At 71.9% G+C, this 15955-nt stretch carries 20 protein-coding genes and 1 tRNA gene; 5 read left to right on the plus strand and 16 right to left on the minus strand.

Annotated features, from left to right (window positions below; all coding sequences use genetic code 11):
* Nucleotides 1–765, minus strand: coding sequence for an ABC transporter permease (locus tag OG552_RS12785; RefSeq protein WP_329140778.1), 765 nt, complete (start codon nucleotides 763–765; stop codon nucleotides 1–3).
* 124 nt (nucleotides 766–889) lie between these two features.
* Nucleotides 890–1693, minus strand: a complete 804-nt coding sequence (locus tag OG552_RS12790; RefSeq protein WP_329132344.1) for an ABC transporter permease — start codon at nucleotides 1691–1693, stop codon at nucleotides 890–892.
* A gap of 289 nt (nucleotides 1694–1982) precedes the next feature.
* Between OG552_RS12790 and OG552_RS12795 the strand changes: the two genes are divergently transcribed.
* Nucleotides 1983–4316, plus strand: coding sequence for a transglycosylase domain-containing protein (locus tag OG552_RS12795; RefSeq protein ID WP_329132346.1), 2334 nt, complete (start codon nucleotides 1983–1985; stop codon nucleotides 4314–4316).
* A 67-nt stretch (nucleotides 4317–4383) separates the two neighbouring features.
* Here the strand turns inward: OG552_RS12795 and OG552_RS12800 are convergent, their stop codons facing one another.
* Entirely contained in the window at nucleotides 4384–4686 is a 303-nt protein-coding gene (locus tag OG552_RS12800; RefSeq protein ID WP_329140780.1) for a GroES family chaperonin, read from the minus strand.
* Nucleotides 4687–4735: 49 nt separating this feature from the next.
* Nucleotides 4736–5062: a DUF3618 domain-containing protein gene (locus tag OG552_RS12805; RefSeq protein WP_329132348.1), complete on the minus strand. Its 327-nt coding sequence runs from the start codon at nucleotides 5060–5062 to the stop codon at nucleotides 4736–4738.
* 100 nt (nucleotides 5063–5162) lie between these two features.
* Between OG552_RS12805 and bcp the strand changes: the two genes are divergently transcribed.
* Nucleotides 5163–5642, plus strand: a complete 480-nt coding sequence (bcp, locus tag OG552_RS12810; RefSeq protein ID WP_329132349.1) for a thioredoxin-dependent thiol peroxidase — start codon at nucleotides 5163–5165, stop codon at nucleotides 5640–5642.
* 47 nt (nucleotides 5643–5689) lie between these two features.
* Nucleotides 5690–5773 (plus strand) — tRNA-Leu (locus OG552_RS12815).
* Between the two features lie 73 nt (nucleotides 5774–5846).
* Here the strand turns inward: OG552_RS12815 and rdgB are convergent.
* The 11 genes from rdgB to clpS form a co-directional block, all read right to left on the minus strand.
* The gene (gene rdgB, locus OG552_RS12820) at nucleotides 5847–6452 is read right to left on the minus strand and encodes an RdgB/HAM1 family non-canonical purine NTP pyrophosphatase (protein WP_329132351.1); all 606 of its coding nucleotides are present in this window, start codon (nucleotides 6450–6452) and stop codon (nucleotides 5847–5849) included.
* Between the two features lie 85 nt (nucleotides 6453–6537).
* Nucleotides 6538–7272: a ribonuclease PH gene (rph, locus tag OG552_RS12825; RefSeq protein ID WP_329132353.1), complete on the minus strand. Its 735-nt coding sequence runs from the start codon at nucleotides 7270–7272 to the stop codon at nucleotides 6538–6540.
* A gap of 56 nt (nucleotides 7273–7328) precedes the next feature.
* A complete protein-coding gene (locus OG552_RS12830; protein WP_329132355.1) occupies nucleotides 7329–7562 on the minus strand; it encodes a PTS glucose/sucrose transporter subunit IIB in 234 nt (77 codons plus the stop codon).
* A gap of 147 nt (nucleotides 7563–7709) precedes the next feature.
* Complete coding sequence (locus OG552_RS12835) at nucleotides 7710–8462, minus strand: MBL fold metallo-hydrolase (RefSeq protein ID WP_329132357.1); 753 nt, start codon at nucleotides 8460–8462, stop codon at nucleotides 7710–7712.
* Nucleotides 8463–8802: 340 nt separating this feature from the next.
* Entirely contained in the window at nucleotides 8803–9753 is a 951-nt protein-coding gene (locus OG552_RS12840; protein ID WP_329132360.1) for a PLP-dependent cysteine synthase family protein, read from the minus strand.
* On the minus strand, nucleotides 9753–10040 hold the full coding sequence (locus OG552_RS12845; protein ID WP_329132362.1) for a MoaD/ThiS family protein: 288 nt from the start codon (nucleotides 10038–10040) through the stop codon (nucleotides 9753–9755). Before OG552_RS12845 ends, OG552_RS12840 begins: the two co-directional genes overlap by 1 nt.
* A gap of 58 nt (nucleotides 10041–10098) precedes the next feature.
* Complete coding sequence (locus tag OG552_RS12850; protein ID WP_329132365.1) at nucleotides 10099–10224, minus strand: hypothetical protein; 126 nt, start codon at nucleotides 10222–10224, stop codon at nucleotides 10099–10101.
* Nucleotides 10225–10283: 59 nt separating this feature from the next.
* Nucleotides 10284–10694 carry a M67 family metallopeptidase gene (locus tag OG552_RS12855; protein WP_329132366.1) on the minus strand — a complete coding sequence of 137 codons (411 nt, stop codon included), beginning with the start codon at nucleotides 10692–10694 and terminating at the stop codon, nucleotides 10284–10286.
* 27 nt (nucleotides 10695–10721) lie between these two features.
* A complete protein-coding gene (locus tag OG552_RS12860; RefSeq protein WP_329132368.1) occupies nucleotides 10722–12182 on the minus strand; it encodes an amino acid permease in 1461 nt (486 codons plus the stop codon).
* 46 nt (nucleotides 12183–12228) lie between these two features.
* On the minus strand, nucleotides 12229–12792 hold the full coding sequence (locus OG552_RS12865) for a DUF2017 domain-containing protein (protein WP_329132370.1): 564 nt from the start codon (nucleotides 12790–12792) through the stop codon (nucleotides 12229–12231).
* Nucleotides 12792–13103, minus strand: coding sequence for an ATP-dependent Clp protease adapter ClpS (gene clpS, locus OG552_RS12870; protein ID WP_329132372.1), 312 nt, complete (start codon nucleotides 13101–13103; stop codon nucleotides 12792–12794). The genes OG552_RS12865 and clpS overlap by 1 nt, the downstream gene beginning before the upstream one ends.
* Before the next feature lie 135 nt (nucleotides 13104–13238).
* Here clpS and OG552_RS12875 point away from each other — a divergent pair, with 135 nt between their 5' ends.
* Together OG552_RS12875 and OG552_RS12880 are read left to right on the plus strand one after the other, a co-directional pair.
* Nucleotides 13239–14567, plus strand: a complete 1329-nt coding sequence (locus OG552_RS12875) for a nicotinate phosphoribosyltransferase (protein ID WP_329132374.1) — start codon at nucleotides 13239–13241, stop codon at nucleotides 14565–14567.
* Nucleotides 14568–14956: 389 nt separating this feature from the next.
* A complete protein-coding gene (locus OG552_RS12880) occupies nucleotides 14957–15544 on the plus strand; it encodes an isochorismatase family protein (RefSeq protein ID WP_329132376.1) in 588 nt (195 codons plus the stop codon).
* A gap of 25 nt (nucleotides 15545–15569) precedes the next feature.
* On the opposite strand, the gene OG552_RS12885 is transcribed toward OG552_RS12880, so the two are convergent.
* Entirely contained in the window at nucleotides 15570–15884 is a 315-nt protein-coding gene (locus OG552_RS12885; RefSeq protein ID WP_329132378.1) for a hypothetical protein, read from the minus strand.
* Between the last annotated feature and the right edge of the window lie 71 nt (nucleotides 15885–15955).

Here is a 15955-nt window from a genome sequence, read left to right on the forward strand (position 1 = left end):
TCAACTCCCTGTACTGCGGTACGAACGAAGGCCGGCCCGCCACGCCAGGCCGGCCAGAGCGCAGCAGACCAGCGCGACCGCGGGCGAGGCGAAGTCCAGCCAGCCGGGCAGGCCGAGCGGGTCGGGTTCGCCCAGGATGTGCAGCGCCGGCAGCCAGTTGACGAAGGCGAGCGGCACCACGAAGGTCACCCCGCGCACCAGGTCGCGGGCGAAGACGGCCGGCGGGTACTGCAGCATCGTGGCGCCGCCGTACGTCACGGAGTTCTGCACCTCGGCCGCGTCGCCGGCGACGAACTGGAAGGCGCCGCCGGCCACGAAGACCGCGCTGAAGAGGGCCGCGCCGCTCAGCAGCATCAGCGGCAGCAGCGCCACGCTGCCCACCGTCCAGTGCACGTCCACCCGGGCCAGCGACCAGCCCAGCACGCCGAGCCCCTGGATGATCCGGCCGAGGCGGCGCAGCGCGAACCGGTCGGCGGCGACCTGGGCCAGCACCGGCACCGGCCGCAGCAGCAGGGTGTCCAGTGTGCCGTCGCGCACCCGCTGCCCGAGCCGGTCCATGGAGCCCATCACCAGATCGGCGAGGCCGAAGGAGGTGCTGCAGGTGCCGTAGAGGAAGGCCACCTCGGGGAGGGTGAAGCCGCCGAGCACGGTGATGTGCGAGAACATCAGCAGGATCGTGATGAAGTCCAGGCCGGTGGCGGCGAGGTTGCCGACCGTGGTGAGCAGGAAGGACACCCGGTACGCCAGGGTGGAGCGCACCCACATGGCGACGATCAGCCGGTAGGCGCGGACCGACTCGGTGGTGCGCCGCCAGGGCCCGTCGGGGGCGGCGCCGGACGGGGCGTAGTGGGCGGCCGGCGCCGCCGGGGCGGCGGTGCGGCCCGCGGACTCAGCCACCCTGCACCACCACCCGCCGGGTCGCGACCGCCTGCAGCGCCCGCCCGGCGGCCAGCAGCAGCACCGCCCAGCCGGCCTGGAACGCCAGCGCGAGCGCCGCCCCGCTCCCCCGGTGCCGCCCGAGCAGGATGTCGGCCGGCACCTGGAGCATCGCCGCCCAGGGCAGCGCCCGCGCCACCTCGCCCAGGAAGCCGGGGAAGACGGTCAGCGGCAGCAGCATCCCGGAGAAGAAGAGCCCGGAGAGCATCGCCATCTGGGAGACCCCCGTCCCGTCCAGCAGCCAGAAGGCGCTGAGCGCCAGCAGGAAGCGCACCGCGAAGCTCACCACCGCGCCCAGCGCGACCGACGCCAGGAACAGCAGCCAGGTCAGCGGGGCGGCGGGCAGCGCCAGGTCGAAGAGCAGCGCGCCCGCGGTCAGCGGCACGACACCGCGGCCGAGCAGATGGAAGGCGGCCCGGCCGAGGTCCGCCGCCAGCCACCAGGTCTGCAGGTCGGCGGGCCGGTAGAGGTCCACCGCGATGTCACCCGACCTGATCCGCTCCACCAGCTCGGCCTCGCCGCCGCCGCCCATCAGCGCCATCGTCATCAGCAGCGCCTGGCTGATCCAGACATAGCTCAGCGCCTGCGCCTCGCTGTAACCGCCGAGGTGCGGGCGCTGGTCCCACAGCGCGATGTAGCTGTAGGAGATGATCAGGCCGAAGACGGTGTTGGTGAAGACGCCCGCCGCGGTCGCCGTCCGGTAGGTCGCGTACCGCCGGAAGCCGCGGACCACGACCGCGGCGTAGAACCCGCCCATCCCGCCACCTCCTGCAACCCGTCGCGGGACCACCGTCCGGCACACAAGCCGCCGACAGTAGCGCCGACCGCGCCCGTCCCACCAATGGATTTCGCCCGTTCGAGTGCGCCGGTTCCGCCGTACGGCCTGTCACAGCCCTGTCACGGATGCGCGCCGCTGATCCGTCCGGGCCGATGATGCGACAGTGTGGAGTGGAGTCTTCATGGGTGTACGGGAGCGTACGTAACGATTGGTCCATCATGTTCCGCCGCAGACCAACCTCGGCGGCGGCGGAGGAGTCCCACTAGACATGAGTGATGTGCCGAGCGTCCGTGCGCAGCAGGGCTGGGGCCCCCGGCCGGCGGCGACCGACCGCCAGGGGCGCCCGCGCCGGACCGGTCTGCTGCGGGTCCTCCCCTCCTTCAAGACCACCGCCACCGTGGTGCTGACCGTGGCCGTGCTGCTGCTCGGCGCCTTCTTCACCGGCTACGCGCTGGTCTCCGTGCCGGACCCGAACGCGGCGGCGGTGGCGCAGAACAACGTCTACCTCTACGCCGACGGCACGACCGAGCTCTCCCGCGACGGCGCGGTCAACCGGCAGAACGTGCCGCTCAGCGAGGTGTCCAGGACCGCCAGGTACGCGGTGCTCTCCGCCGAGGACCGGAACTTCTACCACGAGTCGGCGGTCAGCCCGAAGGCGATGATCCGCGCCGCCTGGAACACCCTCACCGGCAAGGGCCGGCAGTCCGGGTCGACCATCACCCAGCAGTACGTGAAGAACTACTACCTGAACCAGAACCAGACCGCGACGCGGAAGGTCAAGGAGTTCTTCATCGCGATCAAGCTCGATCGCAACGAGTCCAAGGACCAGATCCTGGAGGGCTACCTCAACTCCAGCTACTACGGGCGGAACGCGTACGGCATCCAGGCGGCGGCCCAGGCGTACTTCAACAAGGACGCCGCGGATCTCACCACCGCCGAGGGCGCGTATCTGGCGACGCTGCTCAACGCGCCCAGCGAGTACGACCTGGCCGCCCACCCGGAGAACGCGCCCGCCGCGAAGGCCCGCTGGAACTACGTACTGGACGGCATGGTCAAGGAGGGCTGGCTCACCCAGGGTGAGCGCGCCGCCACCGCCTTCCCGAAGATCGGCAAGCCCAAGCCGATCGCCAGCAAGGCCGGCCAGCGCGGTTACATCATCGAGGCGGTCAACCGCTATCTGACCGACAACCACATCGTCGACAGCGCCCAGCTGGCGGCCGGCGGCTACCGGATCGTCACCACCATCCAGAAGCCGAAGGAGGACGCCTTCGTCGAGGCCGCGCAGGACAACGTCTACGACAAGCGCGGCACGAGCAGGGCGGACAAGTACGTCCGGGCCGGCGGGGTCTCCATCGATCCCGCGACCGGCGATGTCGTCGCCCTCTACGGCGGCGTCGACTACACCAAGCAGTACGTCAGCAGCGCCACCAACGAGACCTATCAGCCCGGCTCCACCTTCAAGCCGGTGCTCTTCGCCTCGGCGGTGCAGAACGGCTCGCAGACCCAGGACGGCGAGACGATCACGCCGAACACCGTCTACGACGGGTCCAACAAGCGCGAGGTGATCGGCCCGGACGGCCCGACCGGCTACCGGCCGGGCAACGAGGACGATGTGGACTACGGGGACATCACGGTCACCAAGGCGATGGACAAGTCGGTGAACGCGGTCTTCGCGCAGATGGCACAGGACGTCGGCACCTCCAAGGTGATCGGCACCGCGCACGACCTGGGGATGCCGGGCAGCGTGAAGATCCCCAGGACGCCGGCCATGGCGCTGGGCGCGTTCGGCGCCAGCCCGCTGGACATGGCGCAGGTCTACGCGACGCTGGCCAACCACGGGCGGACCATCCCGTACTCGCTGGTGGTCAAGGTCAGCAAGGACGGGGACGCGATCAAGCTGCCGTCCCGTGACCCGGTCCAGTCGGTGCCGAGGACCGCGGCGGACACCACCACCTCGGTGCTGGAGAGCGTGGTGAACAGCCCCGGCGCCACCGCCGTCGCGGCGCAGAACTCCGGCTGGCCGTCGGCCGCGAAGACCGGTACCGCGGAGGACGACAAGGCAGCCTGGTTCGCCGGCTACACGCCGAAGCTGGCCACCGTGGTCGCGGTGCTCGGCATGGACCCGGACACCGGCGCCCAGAAGTCCCTGAGCGGCGCGCTCGGCGGCGGCCGGATGAACGGCGGCGGCCCGCCCGGGAACGTCTGGGCCCAGTACACCGCGGACGCGCTGAGCGGGGTGCCGCAGACGGACTTCGACCTCCGGCTGGAGAGCGGCGCGCAGCGGCCGTCGGACTCCGCAGAGCCGACCGAAACCGAGACCACCGAGCCGCCGGACACCACGGCGCCGCCGACCGGGACCACGCCGCCGCGGACCAGCGAGCCGCCGACCACCCCGCCGACGCCGACCACGCAGCCGCCCACCACCGCGCCGACCGAGCCGACCCCGTCCGACACCGGGACGCTCAATCCGATCGGCGGGCTGACGGGCGGCACGGAGGACGGCGGAGGCGGGAACGGCGGCGGGGGAGGCAGCGGCGACGGCGGCGGGACGGGCCCGGGGGTCGCGCCGGACGAGGGCGTCGTCCTCCCGCGGGACGGCTGACCGGACCCGCGCACCGGGCCGGCCGGGCCTGCGGAGCGGCGGCCGGGGCCGCGGGCCGGTTATCGGGTCAGAGGTAGAGCCCGGTGGAGTCGTCGGTGTCCTGGAGCCGTTCGGCGGCCACCGCGTGCAGGTCGCGCTCGCGCATCAGGACGTACGCGACGCCCTGCACCTCGACCTCGGCCCGGTCCTCCGGGTCGTAGAGGACCCGGTCGCCGACCTCGACGGTCCGTACGTTCTGGCCGACCGCGACGACCTCCGCCCAGGCCAGGCGCTTGCCGACGGCGGCGGTCGCCGGGATCAGGATGCCGCCGCCGCTGCGCCGCTCGCCCTCTCCGCTGTCCTGCCGCACCAGAACCCGGTCGTGCAGCATGCGGATGGGCAGCTTGTCGTGCTCACTGTTCGAACTCACAGCGCAGACGTTACCGGCGGCGCCGCCGGGCCGAGAGACCGGCCACCACCCCGACCAGCACCACCGCGGCGACCGCGGCCGGCACGATCCGCTCCGGGCGGGGCGAGCCGTCCTCGGTGACGAACTCCGAGCGGACCCGGGTCAGTGCGCGGTTCGCCGCGACGTACGCCTGGCCGACGGTGCGGTCCAGCGCGGAGACCGCCTTGGCCTTGGTGTCCCGGGCGATCGTCACGGGGTGCACCCGTACCGCGAGCTCGTCGAGCGTCGCCGCGAGATCCTGGCGGCGGCGGGCGATCTCCGCCTCGATCTGAGCGGGCGTCCTGGCAACCTCCGACACGCACTGCCTCCCTCACGAATCAGTTAGCGTTCGGACAGTCTGTCAGTACGACGGGGCACGCGCCTCGTCGGCACCCCGTACGCCAGAGGAGCCATCCACCATGTCCGAGCGTCTCGTCCCCGGTGACACCGCGCCGGCCTTCACCCTTCCGGACGCCGACGGCAAGCCCGTCTCGCTGGCCGACCACCGCGGACGCAAGGTCATCGTCTACTTCTACTCAGCCGCGCTTACCCCGGGCTGCACCAAGCAGGCCTGTGATTTCACCGACAACCTCGATGTGCTGGCCGCGGCCGGCTACGACGTGATCGGCGTCTCACCGGACAAGCCGGAGAAGCTGGCGAAGTTCCGCGAGCAGGAGTCCTTGAAGGTCACCCTCGCGGCTGACCCGGACAAGTCGGTGCTCACCGCGTACGGCGCGTTCGGCGAAAAGACGATGTACGGCAAGACCGTGACGGGTGTGATCCGTTCCACCTTCGTCGTGGACGAGGACGGCAAGGTCGAGCAGGCCTTCTACAACGTCAAGGCGACCGGCCACGTGGCCAAGCTCATCCGTGACCTGAACGTGCCGGCGGCCGGCTGACCGGCTCCCCCGCGGGCGGCCGGGTCGCTAGCATGGTGATGTGCCGCGCGGCCGTGTCGTAACTGGCAGCCGAGCTGGGTTTAGGTCCCAGTGGGGGAAACCCCGTGTGGGTTCGAGTCCCACCGGCCGCACGCGTGACCGGCCCGTCCCCAACGGTGGTGTGGGGGCGGGCCGTTGTCCGTCGGGCGCCGGCTTGAGGGCGGGTCAGCCCAGGAGTTCGGGGAGCTGCTCGGCCAGCGCGCGGAAGGCCTTGCCACGGTGGCTGATGGCGTTCTTCTCCGCCGGGGTCAGCTCGGCGCAGGTCCGGGTGTCGCCCTCGGGCTGCAGGATCGGGTCGTAGCCGAAGCCGTTGGTGCCCACCGGCGAGTGCCGCAGGGTGCCGCGGAGCCGGCCCTCGGCCACCCGCTCCGGACCGCCGGGCAGCGCGAAGGCCGCCGCGCACGCGAAGTGGGCGCCCCGGTTGGGGGCCTCGATGTCGCCGAGCTGGGCCAGCAGCAGCGCCAGGTTGGCGGCGTCGTCGCCGTGCCGGCCGGCCCAGCGCGCGGAGAAGATGCCCGGAGCGCCGCCGAGGACGTCCACGCAGAGCCCGGAGTCGTCCGCGACGGCCGGCAGCCCGGTGGCGTCGGCCAGCGCCCGCGCCTTGAGCAGCGCGTTCTCGGCGAAGGTGACGCCGGTCTCCTTGACGTCGGGGACCTCGGGGTAGGCGTCGGCGCCGACGAGGTCGACGTCGAGCCCGGTCCCGGTGAGGATCGCCCGGAGTTCGGTGACCTTGTGGGCGTTGCGGGTGGCGAGTACGAGGCGGCGGGTCATACCGGGATTATCCCCGGCCGCCGGGGCCGCCGGCCGTGCGGGCCGGGCCCGCCGGTCAGGGGGCGTGCCGGTCAGGGGGCGGGGGTCAGCCGGTGAGGTCCGCGAGGGCGGCGCGCTGGGCGGCGGCCAGGTCCGTACAGCCGGCCAGCGCGAGGTCGAGCAGGGTGTCGAGTTCCGCGCGGTCGAAGGGGGTGCCTTCCGCGGTGCCCTGGACCTCGACGAAACGGCCGTCGCCGGTGCAGACCACGTTCATGTCGGTCCCGGCCTGCACGTCCTCCTCATAGGCGAGGTCGAGCAGCGGGACCCCCCCGACGATGCCGACGCTGACCGCCGCGACGCTGCCGGTGACCGGCTGCGCCTTCGCCTTGAAGAAGTGGTTGGCCTGCATGTACGCGACCGCGTCCACCAGGGCGACGTACGCACCGGTGATCGCGGCGGTACGGGTGCCGCCGTCGGCCTGCAGGACGTCGCAGTCCAGCACGACGGTGTTCTCGCCGAGTGCCTTGTAGTCGATGACGGCGCGCAGCGAGCGGCCGATCAGCCGGGAGATCTCATGGGTGCGGCCGCCGATCTTGCCGCGGACCGACTCGCGGTCGCCGCGGGTGTTGGTGGCGCGCGGCAGCATCGAGTACTCGGCGGTCACCCACCCCTCCCCGCTGCCCTTGCGCCAGCGCGGCACGCCCTGCGTGGCGCTCGCGGTGCACAGCACCCGGGTGTCCCCGAAGGACACCAGGACGGACCCTTCGGCGTGCTTGCTCCACCCCCGCTCGATCGTGACGGGGCGGAGCTGGTCGGGGGTGCGGCCGTCGAATCGTGACATGCGCCAGAGCCTATCCGGGTGACGGTGCCCCGGTTTCACCCCCCGTTCACGGGGGGCTAGAGCATGGATTCGATGTCCGCGGCGATGGGGTCGGCGTCGGTGCCGATGACCACCTGGACCGCCGAGCCCATCTTGACCACGCCGTGCGCGCCGGCGGCCTTCAGGGCGGCCTCGTCGACCAGGCCGGGGTCCTTGACCTCGGTACGGAGGCGGGTGATGCAGCCCTCGACGTCGTCGATGTTGTCGAGTCCGCCGAGCCCGGCGACGATCTTCTCAGCCTTGGTGGCCATCTGAGTCTCCGTTTCCCTGACCCACCGGCGGGTCCGTTCTGTCACGTTAACTCAGTGTTCATCCGACTTCACTTGGTCGGACCACGCGCGCGGGGCCGGGACCGGCACCCCGGTCCCGGCCCTGCCGCGGCCACGGATCAGGACGGCCTAGAGCTCGTAGACCGCGCCCGCCTTCGCCAGCTCCACCGGCCCCTCGAACGCCGCCTGCGCGTCACGGAGGTTGACCGCCGGGTTGGTCCACGGCGGGATGTGGGTGAGCACCAGCCGGGAGGCACCCGCCCGGGTCGCCGCCTGGCCGGCCTCGCGGCCGTTGAGGTGGAGTTCGGGGATGTCCTCCTTGCCGTGCGTGAAGGACGCCTCGCACAAGAAGAGATCCGCCCCCTCGGCAAGCCCCTGCAGGGCGTCGCACGGCCCGGTGTCGCCGGAGTACGCCAGCGTGCTGCCGTCGTGCTCGATCCGGAAGCCGTACGCCTCCACCGGGTGGCTGACCAGGTCCGTGCTGATGGTGAACGGTCCCACCGTGAAGGTGCCCGGCTCCAGCGTGCGGAAGTCGAAGACCTCGCTCATGCACTTCTCGTCCGGCACGTCGCCGTACGCGATGTTCAGCCGCCGCTCGGTGCCGGCCGGGCCGTAGACCGGAATGGCCGAGGCGGGGCCGCCGTCGTGCCGGTAGTAGCGGGCCACGAAGTAGCCGCACATGTCGATGCAGTGGTCGGCGTGCAGATGGCTGAGCAGGACCGCGTCGAGGTCGTAGAGCCCGCAGTGGCGCTGCAGTTCGCCAAGGGCGCCATTGCCCATGTCGACCAGCAGCCGGAAGCCGTCGGCCTCGACGAGGTAGCTCGAGCAGGCAGATTCCGCGGATGGGAACGAGCCCGAGCAGCCGACGACGGTGAGCAACATTTCGGGAAACACCTCCGTAGGCGCGCCGCATCGCCCCAGACCGGCTCGGGTGGGGGGTGGCGGGACGGCCCGCCTATTCTTCGAAGGGTAAGCGCGGCGCGCTGTGCATGCTCCGTTACGGCGCCCCGTTGTGGGCGGAATCACCAGTCCGGGGGGTCCTGCTGACGCCCCGGGGCCGGTGTTCGATTGCCCCATGGCGCCGGCGCGGATTCAAACCCCACGCGGGGTCTTTTTTCGGCCGCTCGCACCCCGCTCGCACCCCGCCCCCACCCCGCCCGCACCTGGCCCGCGGCGTCCCGCTCCGCCCCGCGCCGTCCCGCCGCCGGGGGGCTGTCCGCCCTTACGCCCAGAGCTGGCCGTGGAGTTGTTCCACCGCGGCTTCGGTGGACTCCGCGGTGTAGATGCCGGTGGAGAGGTACTTCCAGCCGCCGTCCGCGACGACGAAGACGACGTCGGCGCGCTCGCCGGCGCGGCGGGCCTTCTCGGCGACGCCGAGGGCCGCGTGCAGGGCGGCACCGGTCGAGACACCGGCGAAGATGCCCTCCTGCTGGAGGAGTTCACGGGTGCGGCGGACCGCGTCGGCCGAGCCGACCGAGAAGCGGGTGGTGAGGACGGACGCGTCGTACAGCTCGGGGACGAAGCCCTCGTCGAGGTTGCGCAGCCCGTAGACGACGTCGTCGTAGCGGGGTTCGGCGGCCACGATGGCGACGCCGGGCACCTTCTCGCGCAGGTAGCGGCCGACGCCCATCAGCGTGCCGGTGGTGCCGAGGCCGGCCACGAAGTGGGTGATGGTGGGCAGGTCCGCGAGGATCTCGGGACCGGTGCCGGTGTAGTGCGCCCCGGGGTTGGCCGGGTTGCCGTACTGGTAGAGCATCACCCAGTCGGGGTGCTCGGCGGCGAGCTCCTTGGCGACCCGGACCGCGGTGTTGGAGCCGCCGGCCGCGGGCGAGGAGATGATCTCGGCGCCCCACATGGCGAGCAGCTGCCGCCGCTCCGCCGAGGTGTTCTCCGGCATCACGCAGACGATGCGGTAGCCCTTGAGCCGTGCGGCCATCGCCAGGGAGATGCCGGTGTTGCCCGACGTGGGCTCCAGGATGGTGCAGCCCGGGGTGAGCACCCCGTCCGCCTCGGCCTTCTCGATCATGTGCAGCGCCGGGCGGTCCTTCACCGAACCGGTGGGGTTGCGGTCCTCCAGCTTCGCCCAGACGCTGACCTCGTCCGAGGGGGACAGCCGCGGCAGCCGGACCAGCGGGGTGTTGCCGACGGCCGCGAGCGGGGACTCGTAGCGCATCAGCGCATGCCTCCGGCCCCTCCGGCCACCGCCGGAAGAATCGTTACGCTGTCGCCGTCGGCGACCTTGGTGGCGATGCCGTCCAGGAAGCGGACGTCCTCGTCGTTGAGGTAGACGTTCACGAACCGGCGCAGCTCACCGTTGTCGACGACGCGGTCACGCAGGCCCGCGTGCCGGCTGTCCAGGTCGGTGAAGAGCTCGTCGAGCGTGCTCCCGGCGCCCGCCACGGCCTTCTGGCCGTCGGTGTAGGTGCGGAGGATGGTCGGGATGCGGACCTCGATGGCCATGACGGCGCTCCTGTGTGAGTACGTACGAAGACGGGCTGCTGCGGCGGTACGGGGACGTTCAGGCGCGCGGACAGGCCGCCGCGGTGCGGCGGCACAGGTCGACGTGCAGCCGCGCCACGAGCAGTGCGCCGGGCGCGCTGCCGCCCCCGCCACCACCTGCGCCGCTCACGTCGAAGAGAACCATGACGTCATCGTATCGATTCCCCTTCGCGGCCCGAGACGGCCGTCCCACCATCCGGAATGTCAGCCGGCGGACGGCACGACGTTCACGGGTTCTTCGGTCACTGTTCCGTCCACGATGCGGAACGAGCGGAACTGGAACTCCTCGGCGGTGGAGACCAGCACGTAGTGGGCGCCGGGCTCGTTGGCGTAGGAGATGTCGGTCCTGGAGGGGTACGCCTCGGTCGCGGTGTGCGAGTGGTAGACGATCACCGGCTCCTCGTCCCGGTCGTCCAGGTCCCGGTAGAGCTTGAGCAGGTCGGTGGAGTCGAACTCGTAGAACGTGGGCGACCTGGCGGCGTTCAGCATCGGGATGAACCGCTCGGGGCGGTCGCTGCCCTCCGGGCCCGCCACGATCCCGCACGCCTCGTCGGGGTGGTCGGCGCGGGCATGGGCCACGATCGCGTCGTACAGGTCCTGGGTGATGGTGAGCATGCCGGAAAAGTAACAAAGACCCGCCGGTCAGAGGGAGGCGGCGTCGGAGGCCGGCTGCGGCACCGGTTCGACGTGCGGGCGGCGGCTGAAAGCGGCCGGGTTGCGGCGTTTGAGCACCGGATAGCCGGCCGCGAGCGCCACGCACCAGACCGGCGCCCCGTAGAGCGAGATCCGGGCCTGGGAGTCGGCGCCGATCAGCACCACGACCAGGCCGAGGAAGGCCAGCGCGCACCAGCTCGCGGCGGCCCCGCCGGGGGCGGCGAACCAGGCGGGGGCGGCCCGGCCGGCCCGTACGGCGGCCCGGTAGCGGATGTGCGCGAGCAGGATGACGCCCCAGGTCCACACGCCGGCCACCGTGGCGAAGGCGGTGATATAGGTGAACGCCCCTGCCGGGTCGATGTAGTTGAGCCAGACGCCGGTGCTCATCACGAGCACCGAGACGGCGGTGCCCAGCGCCGGGGTGCGGCGCTGGGTGAGCCGGTTGAAGACCTGCGGGCCCTGCCCGTTGGCGGCCAGGTCGCGGAGCATCCGGCCGGTGGAGTACATCCCGGAGTTGCAGGAGGACAGGGCCGCCGAGAGCACCACGAAGTTGACGATGCCGGCCCCGAACGGGATGCCGATCTTGGCGAAGGCGGCCACGAACGGGCTGACGCCCGGCTGGAATTCGGTCCACGACACCACGCAGAGAATGACCGCGAGCGCGCCGACGTAGAAGAGCACGATCCGCCACGGCAGGGTGTTGATGGCCTTGGGCAGCGTCTCGCGGGGGTTCTGCGCCTCGCCGGCGGTGACGCCGACCAGTTCGACGGCCACATAGGCGAACATCACGATCTGCAGGGTCAGCAGCGAGCGGCCCACGCCGTTGGGGAACACCCCGCCGTCGCGCCACAGATGGGTGACCGTCGCGGTGTCGCCGGCCGCCGAGACCCCGAGGGTGAGGACGCCGACGCCGATCAGGATCATGCCGAGGATCGCGGTCACCTTGATCATCGACAGCCAGAACTCGACCTCGCCGAAGAGCTTCACCGAGATCAGGTTGGCCAGGAAGAGCACGGCCAGAAAGCCCAGCGCCGCCAGCCACTGCGGGACCGCCGGCCACCAGTAGGCCAGGTAGGTGGCCGCCGCGGTCACCTCGGCCATGCCGGTGACCACCCACATCAGCCAGTACGTCCAGCCGGTCGCGTAACCGGCGAACGGGCCGAGGAACTCGCGGGCGTAGTCGGCGAAGGACCCGGAGACCGGGCGGTAGGTGAGCAGTTCGCCCAGCGCCCGCATGATGACGAAGATCACCGCGCCGGCGATCGCGTACATCAGGATCAGACTGGGGCCCGCCTGGTGGATGGCGCGGCCGGCGCCGAGGAAGAGGCCGGTGCCGATGGCGCCGCCGATGGCGATCATCTGGATCTGCCGGCTGCCCAGGCCGCGGGCGTAGCCCTCCTCCGCCGCCGCTGCCTCGGGGGCAGGGGATCCGCCCGTTACGTCCGTCATAAGCGGATTCGTACCACGGAGGCGGGCGCCCGGCACGCCGGGGCGGCTACTTCATCAGCGTCTCGACCAGCGACTCCTGCAGCCCGCCGAGCCACAGATACGCCATGACCAGCGGCTTGCGTTCGTCGTCGTCCGGCAGCCGGTAGAGGGAATCCTCGGCGTCCTCGGTGACCTCCAGCCGGGCGCCGAGCGTCAGCCGCAGATCGTTGAGGGCGCCCAGCCACTGCCGGGACTCGTCGGGGGTGATCCGGAGCACCGGGCCGCCGGAGTCCAGGCCGCGGATCATGGCCAGGGCGTCGTCGCGCTTACGGGTCCGCAGGTCGTTCTCGGTGAAGCGGCGGAACTCCGAGGCGTCCTCGGTCTGCTCGTAGGCGTCCGGGAAGAGCCGGGCCAGCGCCGGGTCCTCCGGCGGCTTGCTGGGGCCCTCGGCGAAGAGCGCGGCGAGCGGGTCCTCGGAGGCGTCGGCGCTCTGGGTGCCCGGGCCGATCAGCTCCAGCAGCTGGACCAGCAGGCTGCGCAGGATGGAGATCTCGACCTCGTCGAGCGCGATGGAGGCACCACCGCCGCGGACCGGTTCGAAGACGCCGAGGCGGGCACGCCGGCGGGCCATCAGCGGTCCTGCGAGAGGGTCGCCCACAGGCCGTAGCCGTGCATGGCCTGCACGTCGCGCTCCATCTCCTCGCGGGTACCGCTGGAGACCACGGCCCGTCCTTTGTAGTGGACGTCCTTCATCAGTTTGGTGGCCTTGCTCTTGGAGTAGCCGAAGTAGCTCTGGAAGACGTACGTCACGTAGCTCATCAGGTTGACCGGGTCGTTGTGCACCAGAGTCACCCACGGGACGTCCGGCTCGGGAACCTGGAACGGCGCTTCGCTCGACTCGGGACGTTCGATCTCGACTGGTGCGACACTCACGTCTCCCATGCTGCCGCTCCCCGGGGTCCTGGCACAAATGGGCCCGCGCCCCGGGAAGCGGCGGCCCCGGACGGCACCCGTGTGAGGGCGCCCACACGCCCGACATCTCGTCAGTCTGACGAAATCAGGGGTAGCATCCTGGCCATGAGCACAGCAGACCTGGGACTGCCGGTGGACGTGCCGTCCACCGCACTGTTCACCGACCGGTACGAGCTGACGATGCTGCAGGCGGCCCTGCGCAGCGGCGCCGCGCACCGCCGGTCGGTCTTCGAGACCTTCACCCGCCGGCTGCCGGAGGGCCGCAGGTACGGCGTGGTGGCGGGCACCGGCCGGGTGCTGGACGCGGTGGAGAACTTCCGCTTCGACCGGCCCGTGCTGGACTTCCTCTCCCGTGCGGGCGTGGTGGACGACGCCACCTTGGACTATCTGGCGGACTTCCGCTTCACCGGGGACATCTGGGGCTACCCCGAGGGCGAGGTGTACTTCCCCGGTTCGCCGATCCTGCGGGTCGAGGGCACCTTCGCCGAGGCGGTGGTGCTGGAGACGGTGGTGCTGTCGATCCTCAACCACGACTCGGCCATCGCGGCGGCGGCCTCCCGGATGGCGGTGGCGGCCGGCGGCCGGCCGCTGATGGAGATGGGGGCCCGCCGCACCCACGAGCTGGCCGCGGTGGCCGCCTCGCGGGCCGCGTACATCGGCGGGTTCCGCTCCTCGTCCAACCTGGCGGCCGGTTTCCGCTACGGGCTGCCCACCATCGGGACCAGCGCGCACGCGTTCACCCTGCTGCACGACACCGAGAAGGACGCCTTCACCGCCCAGGTGGAGTCCCTCGGCCGCGACACCACGCTGCTGGTCGACACCTACGACGTGGCCACGGCGGTCCGCACCGCGGTCGAGGTCGCCGGGCCCGAGCTGGGGTCGGTCCGCATCGACTCCGGTGACCTGCTGCTCCTCGCCCACCGGGTGCGGCAGCAGCTGGACGACCTGGGCGCGAAGGACACCCGGATCGTGGTCACCTCGGACCTGGACGAGTACGCGATCGCCTCGCTGGCGGCGGCGCCGGTGGACGCGTACGGGGTCGGTACGTCGCTGGTGACCGGCAGTGGGCACCCGACGTGCTCGATGGTCTACAAGCTGGTGGCCCGCTCCTCCTCCGACGACCCGGACTCGCCGCTGGTCGCGGTGGCGAAGAAGTCGATGGGCGGGAAGACGAGTGTCGGCGGGCGCAAGTGGGCGGCGCGGCGGCTCGACGCGGAGGGGGTCGCCGAGGCGGAGGTCATCGGCACGGGGGAGGTGCCGGCGGATCTCGTCGACCGGCTCCTGCTGGTGCCGCTCGTCCGGGGTGGCGTGGTGGTCGGCCGCGAGCCGCTCGACGCGGCGCGCGACCGGCATGTGGCCGCGCGCGGGGGGCTTCCGCTCTCCGCGACCCAGCTCTCCCGCGGCGAACCGGCCCTCCCCGTCGAGTACCGCTGACGCCCTGCCTGGCCCGTCCGTCCTGCCCCTCCCGGCCGCCCCCGGACCACCCGCCCGGCACGTGGTTGCTCGCGCAGTTCCTCCCCCAGACTTCGTCCGGGGGTGCCCCCAGCGCCCCTGACGGGGCACGTTCCCCCTGGGGCAAGGGAAGTCGCGCCCCAAAGGGGCGCGAGGAACTGCGCGACAAGCCACGACGGCGCAGCACCCGACAGACAACGGTCGGTACCCCCAAGGGGCGCGAGGAACTGCGCGACGAGCCACGACGGGGCGGCAGCCGACAGGCAAGGGTCGGACCCCGAGGGGGTGTGGGGCGGTGTCCCACTTCCCGGTGCGGGGCGGAGCCAATACGCTCGGTACCCCCACCCCACCCCATCCGCCGGAAGGGCAAAATGCACCGCGCACTCATCGTCGTCGACGTGCAGAACGACTTCTGCGAGGGCGGCAGCCTCGCGGTGACCGGCGGGTCCGACGTGGCCGCCGCGATCACCGACCTGATCGGCGACTCCGCGGGCGCGTACCGCCACGTGGTGGCCACCCGCGACCACCACATCGACCCCGGCCCGCACTTCTCCGCGCACCCGGACTACGTCGCCTCCTGGCCCGTGCACTGCGTCGCCGGCACCGAGGGCGTCGGGTTCCACCCGAACTTCGCCCCTGCCGTCGCCTCCGGCGCGGTGGACGCGGTCTTCTCCAAGGGCGAGCACGCCGCGGCCTACAGCGGCTTCGAGGGCCACGACGAGAACGGCGGCCTGCTCGCCGACTGGCTGCGGGAGCGGCAGGTCACCGAGGTGGACGTGGTGGGCATCGCCACCGACCACTGCGTGCGCGCCACCGCGCTGGACTCGGCCCGGGCCGGCTTCGCCACCCGGGTGCTGCTCGACCTGACCGCCGGGGTGGCCGCCGACAGCACCGAGCGGGCGCTGACCGAGCTGCGGGAGGCCGGCGTGGAGCTCTCCGGCAAGCCGGCCGTGGCCTGAGACGCAGGGCCCGCCAGGGCCCGGCCTACGCCCGGCGCGCCGGGCGGCTCAGCGCCGAGATCGGATGCCACGGCTCGCCGGTCCGCGCGTGGTAATCGCGCCAGATGAGGCCGTCCGGGTGGTGCAGTACCGCGGTGGCCTCGTCCGGGGTGGGCGGCTCCGCGTTGCCGGAGAGCCGGGCGCCGCGGAAGCCGAGGTTGCTGAGCCGGGTGAGCGCCCGCTGGCGGTTCAGGGCGTGCACCACCACCCGCACGGTGTGCTCGGCGCAGGCCGGATCGGGCACGGCCAGTGCGACGACGACCGTGCCGCCCGGGAGTCTGATGAATCCGCCTGCGGCCATGCTCACATCATTGGCGGTCCGGCCGCCGCCCACCAGAGGGCGACGGCCGAACACACCGTCTTCGCAGGTCA

Source organism: Streptomyces sp. NBC_01476 (assembly GCF_036227265.1).
Taxonomy (GTDB): domain Bacteria; phylum Actinomycetota; class Actinomycetes; order Streptomycetales; family Streptomycetaceae; genus Actinacidiphila.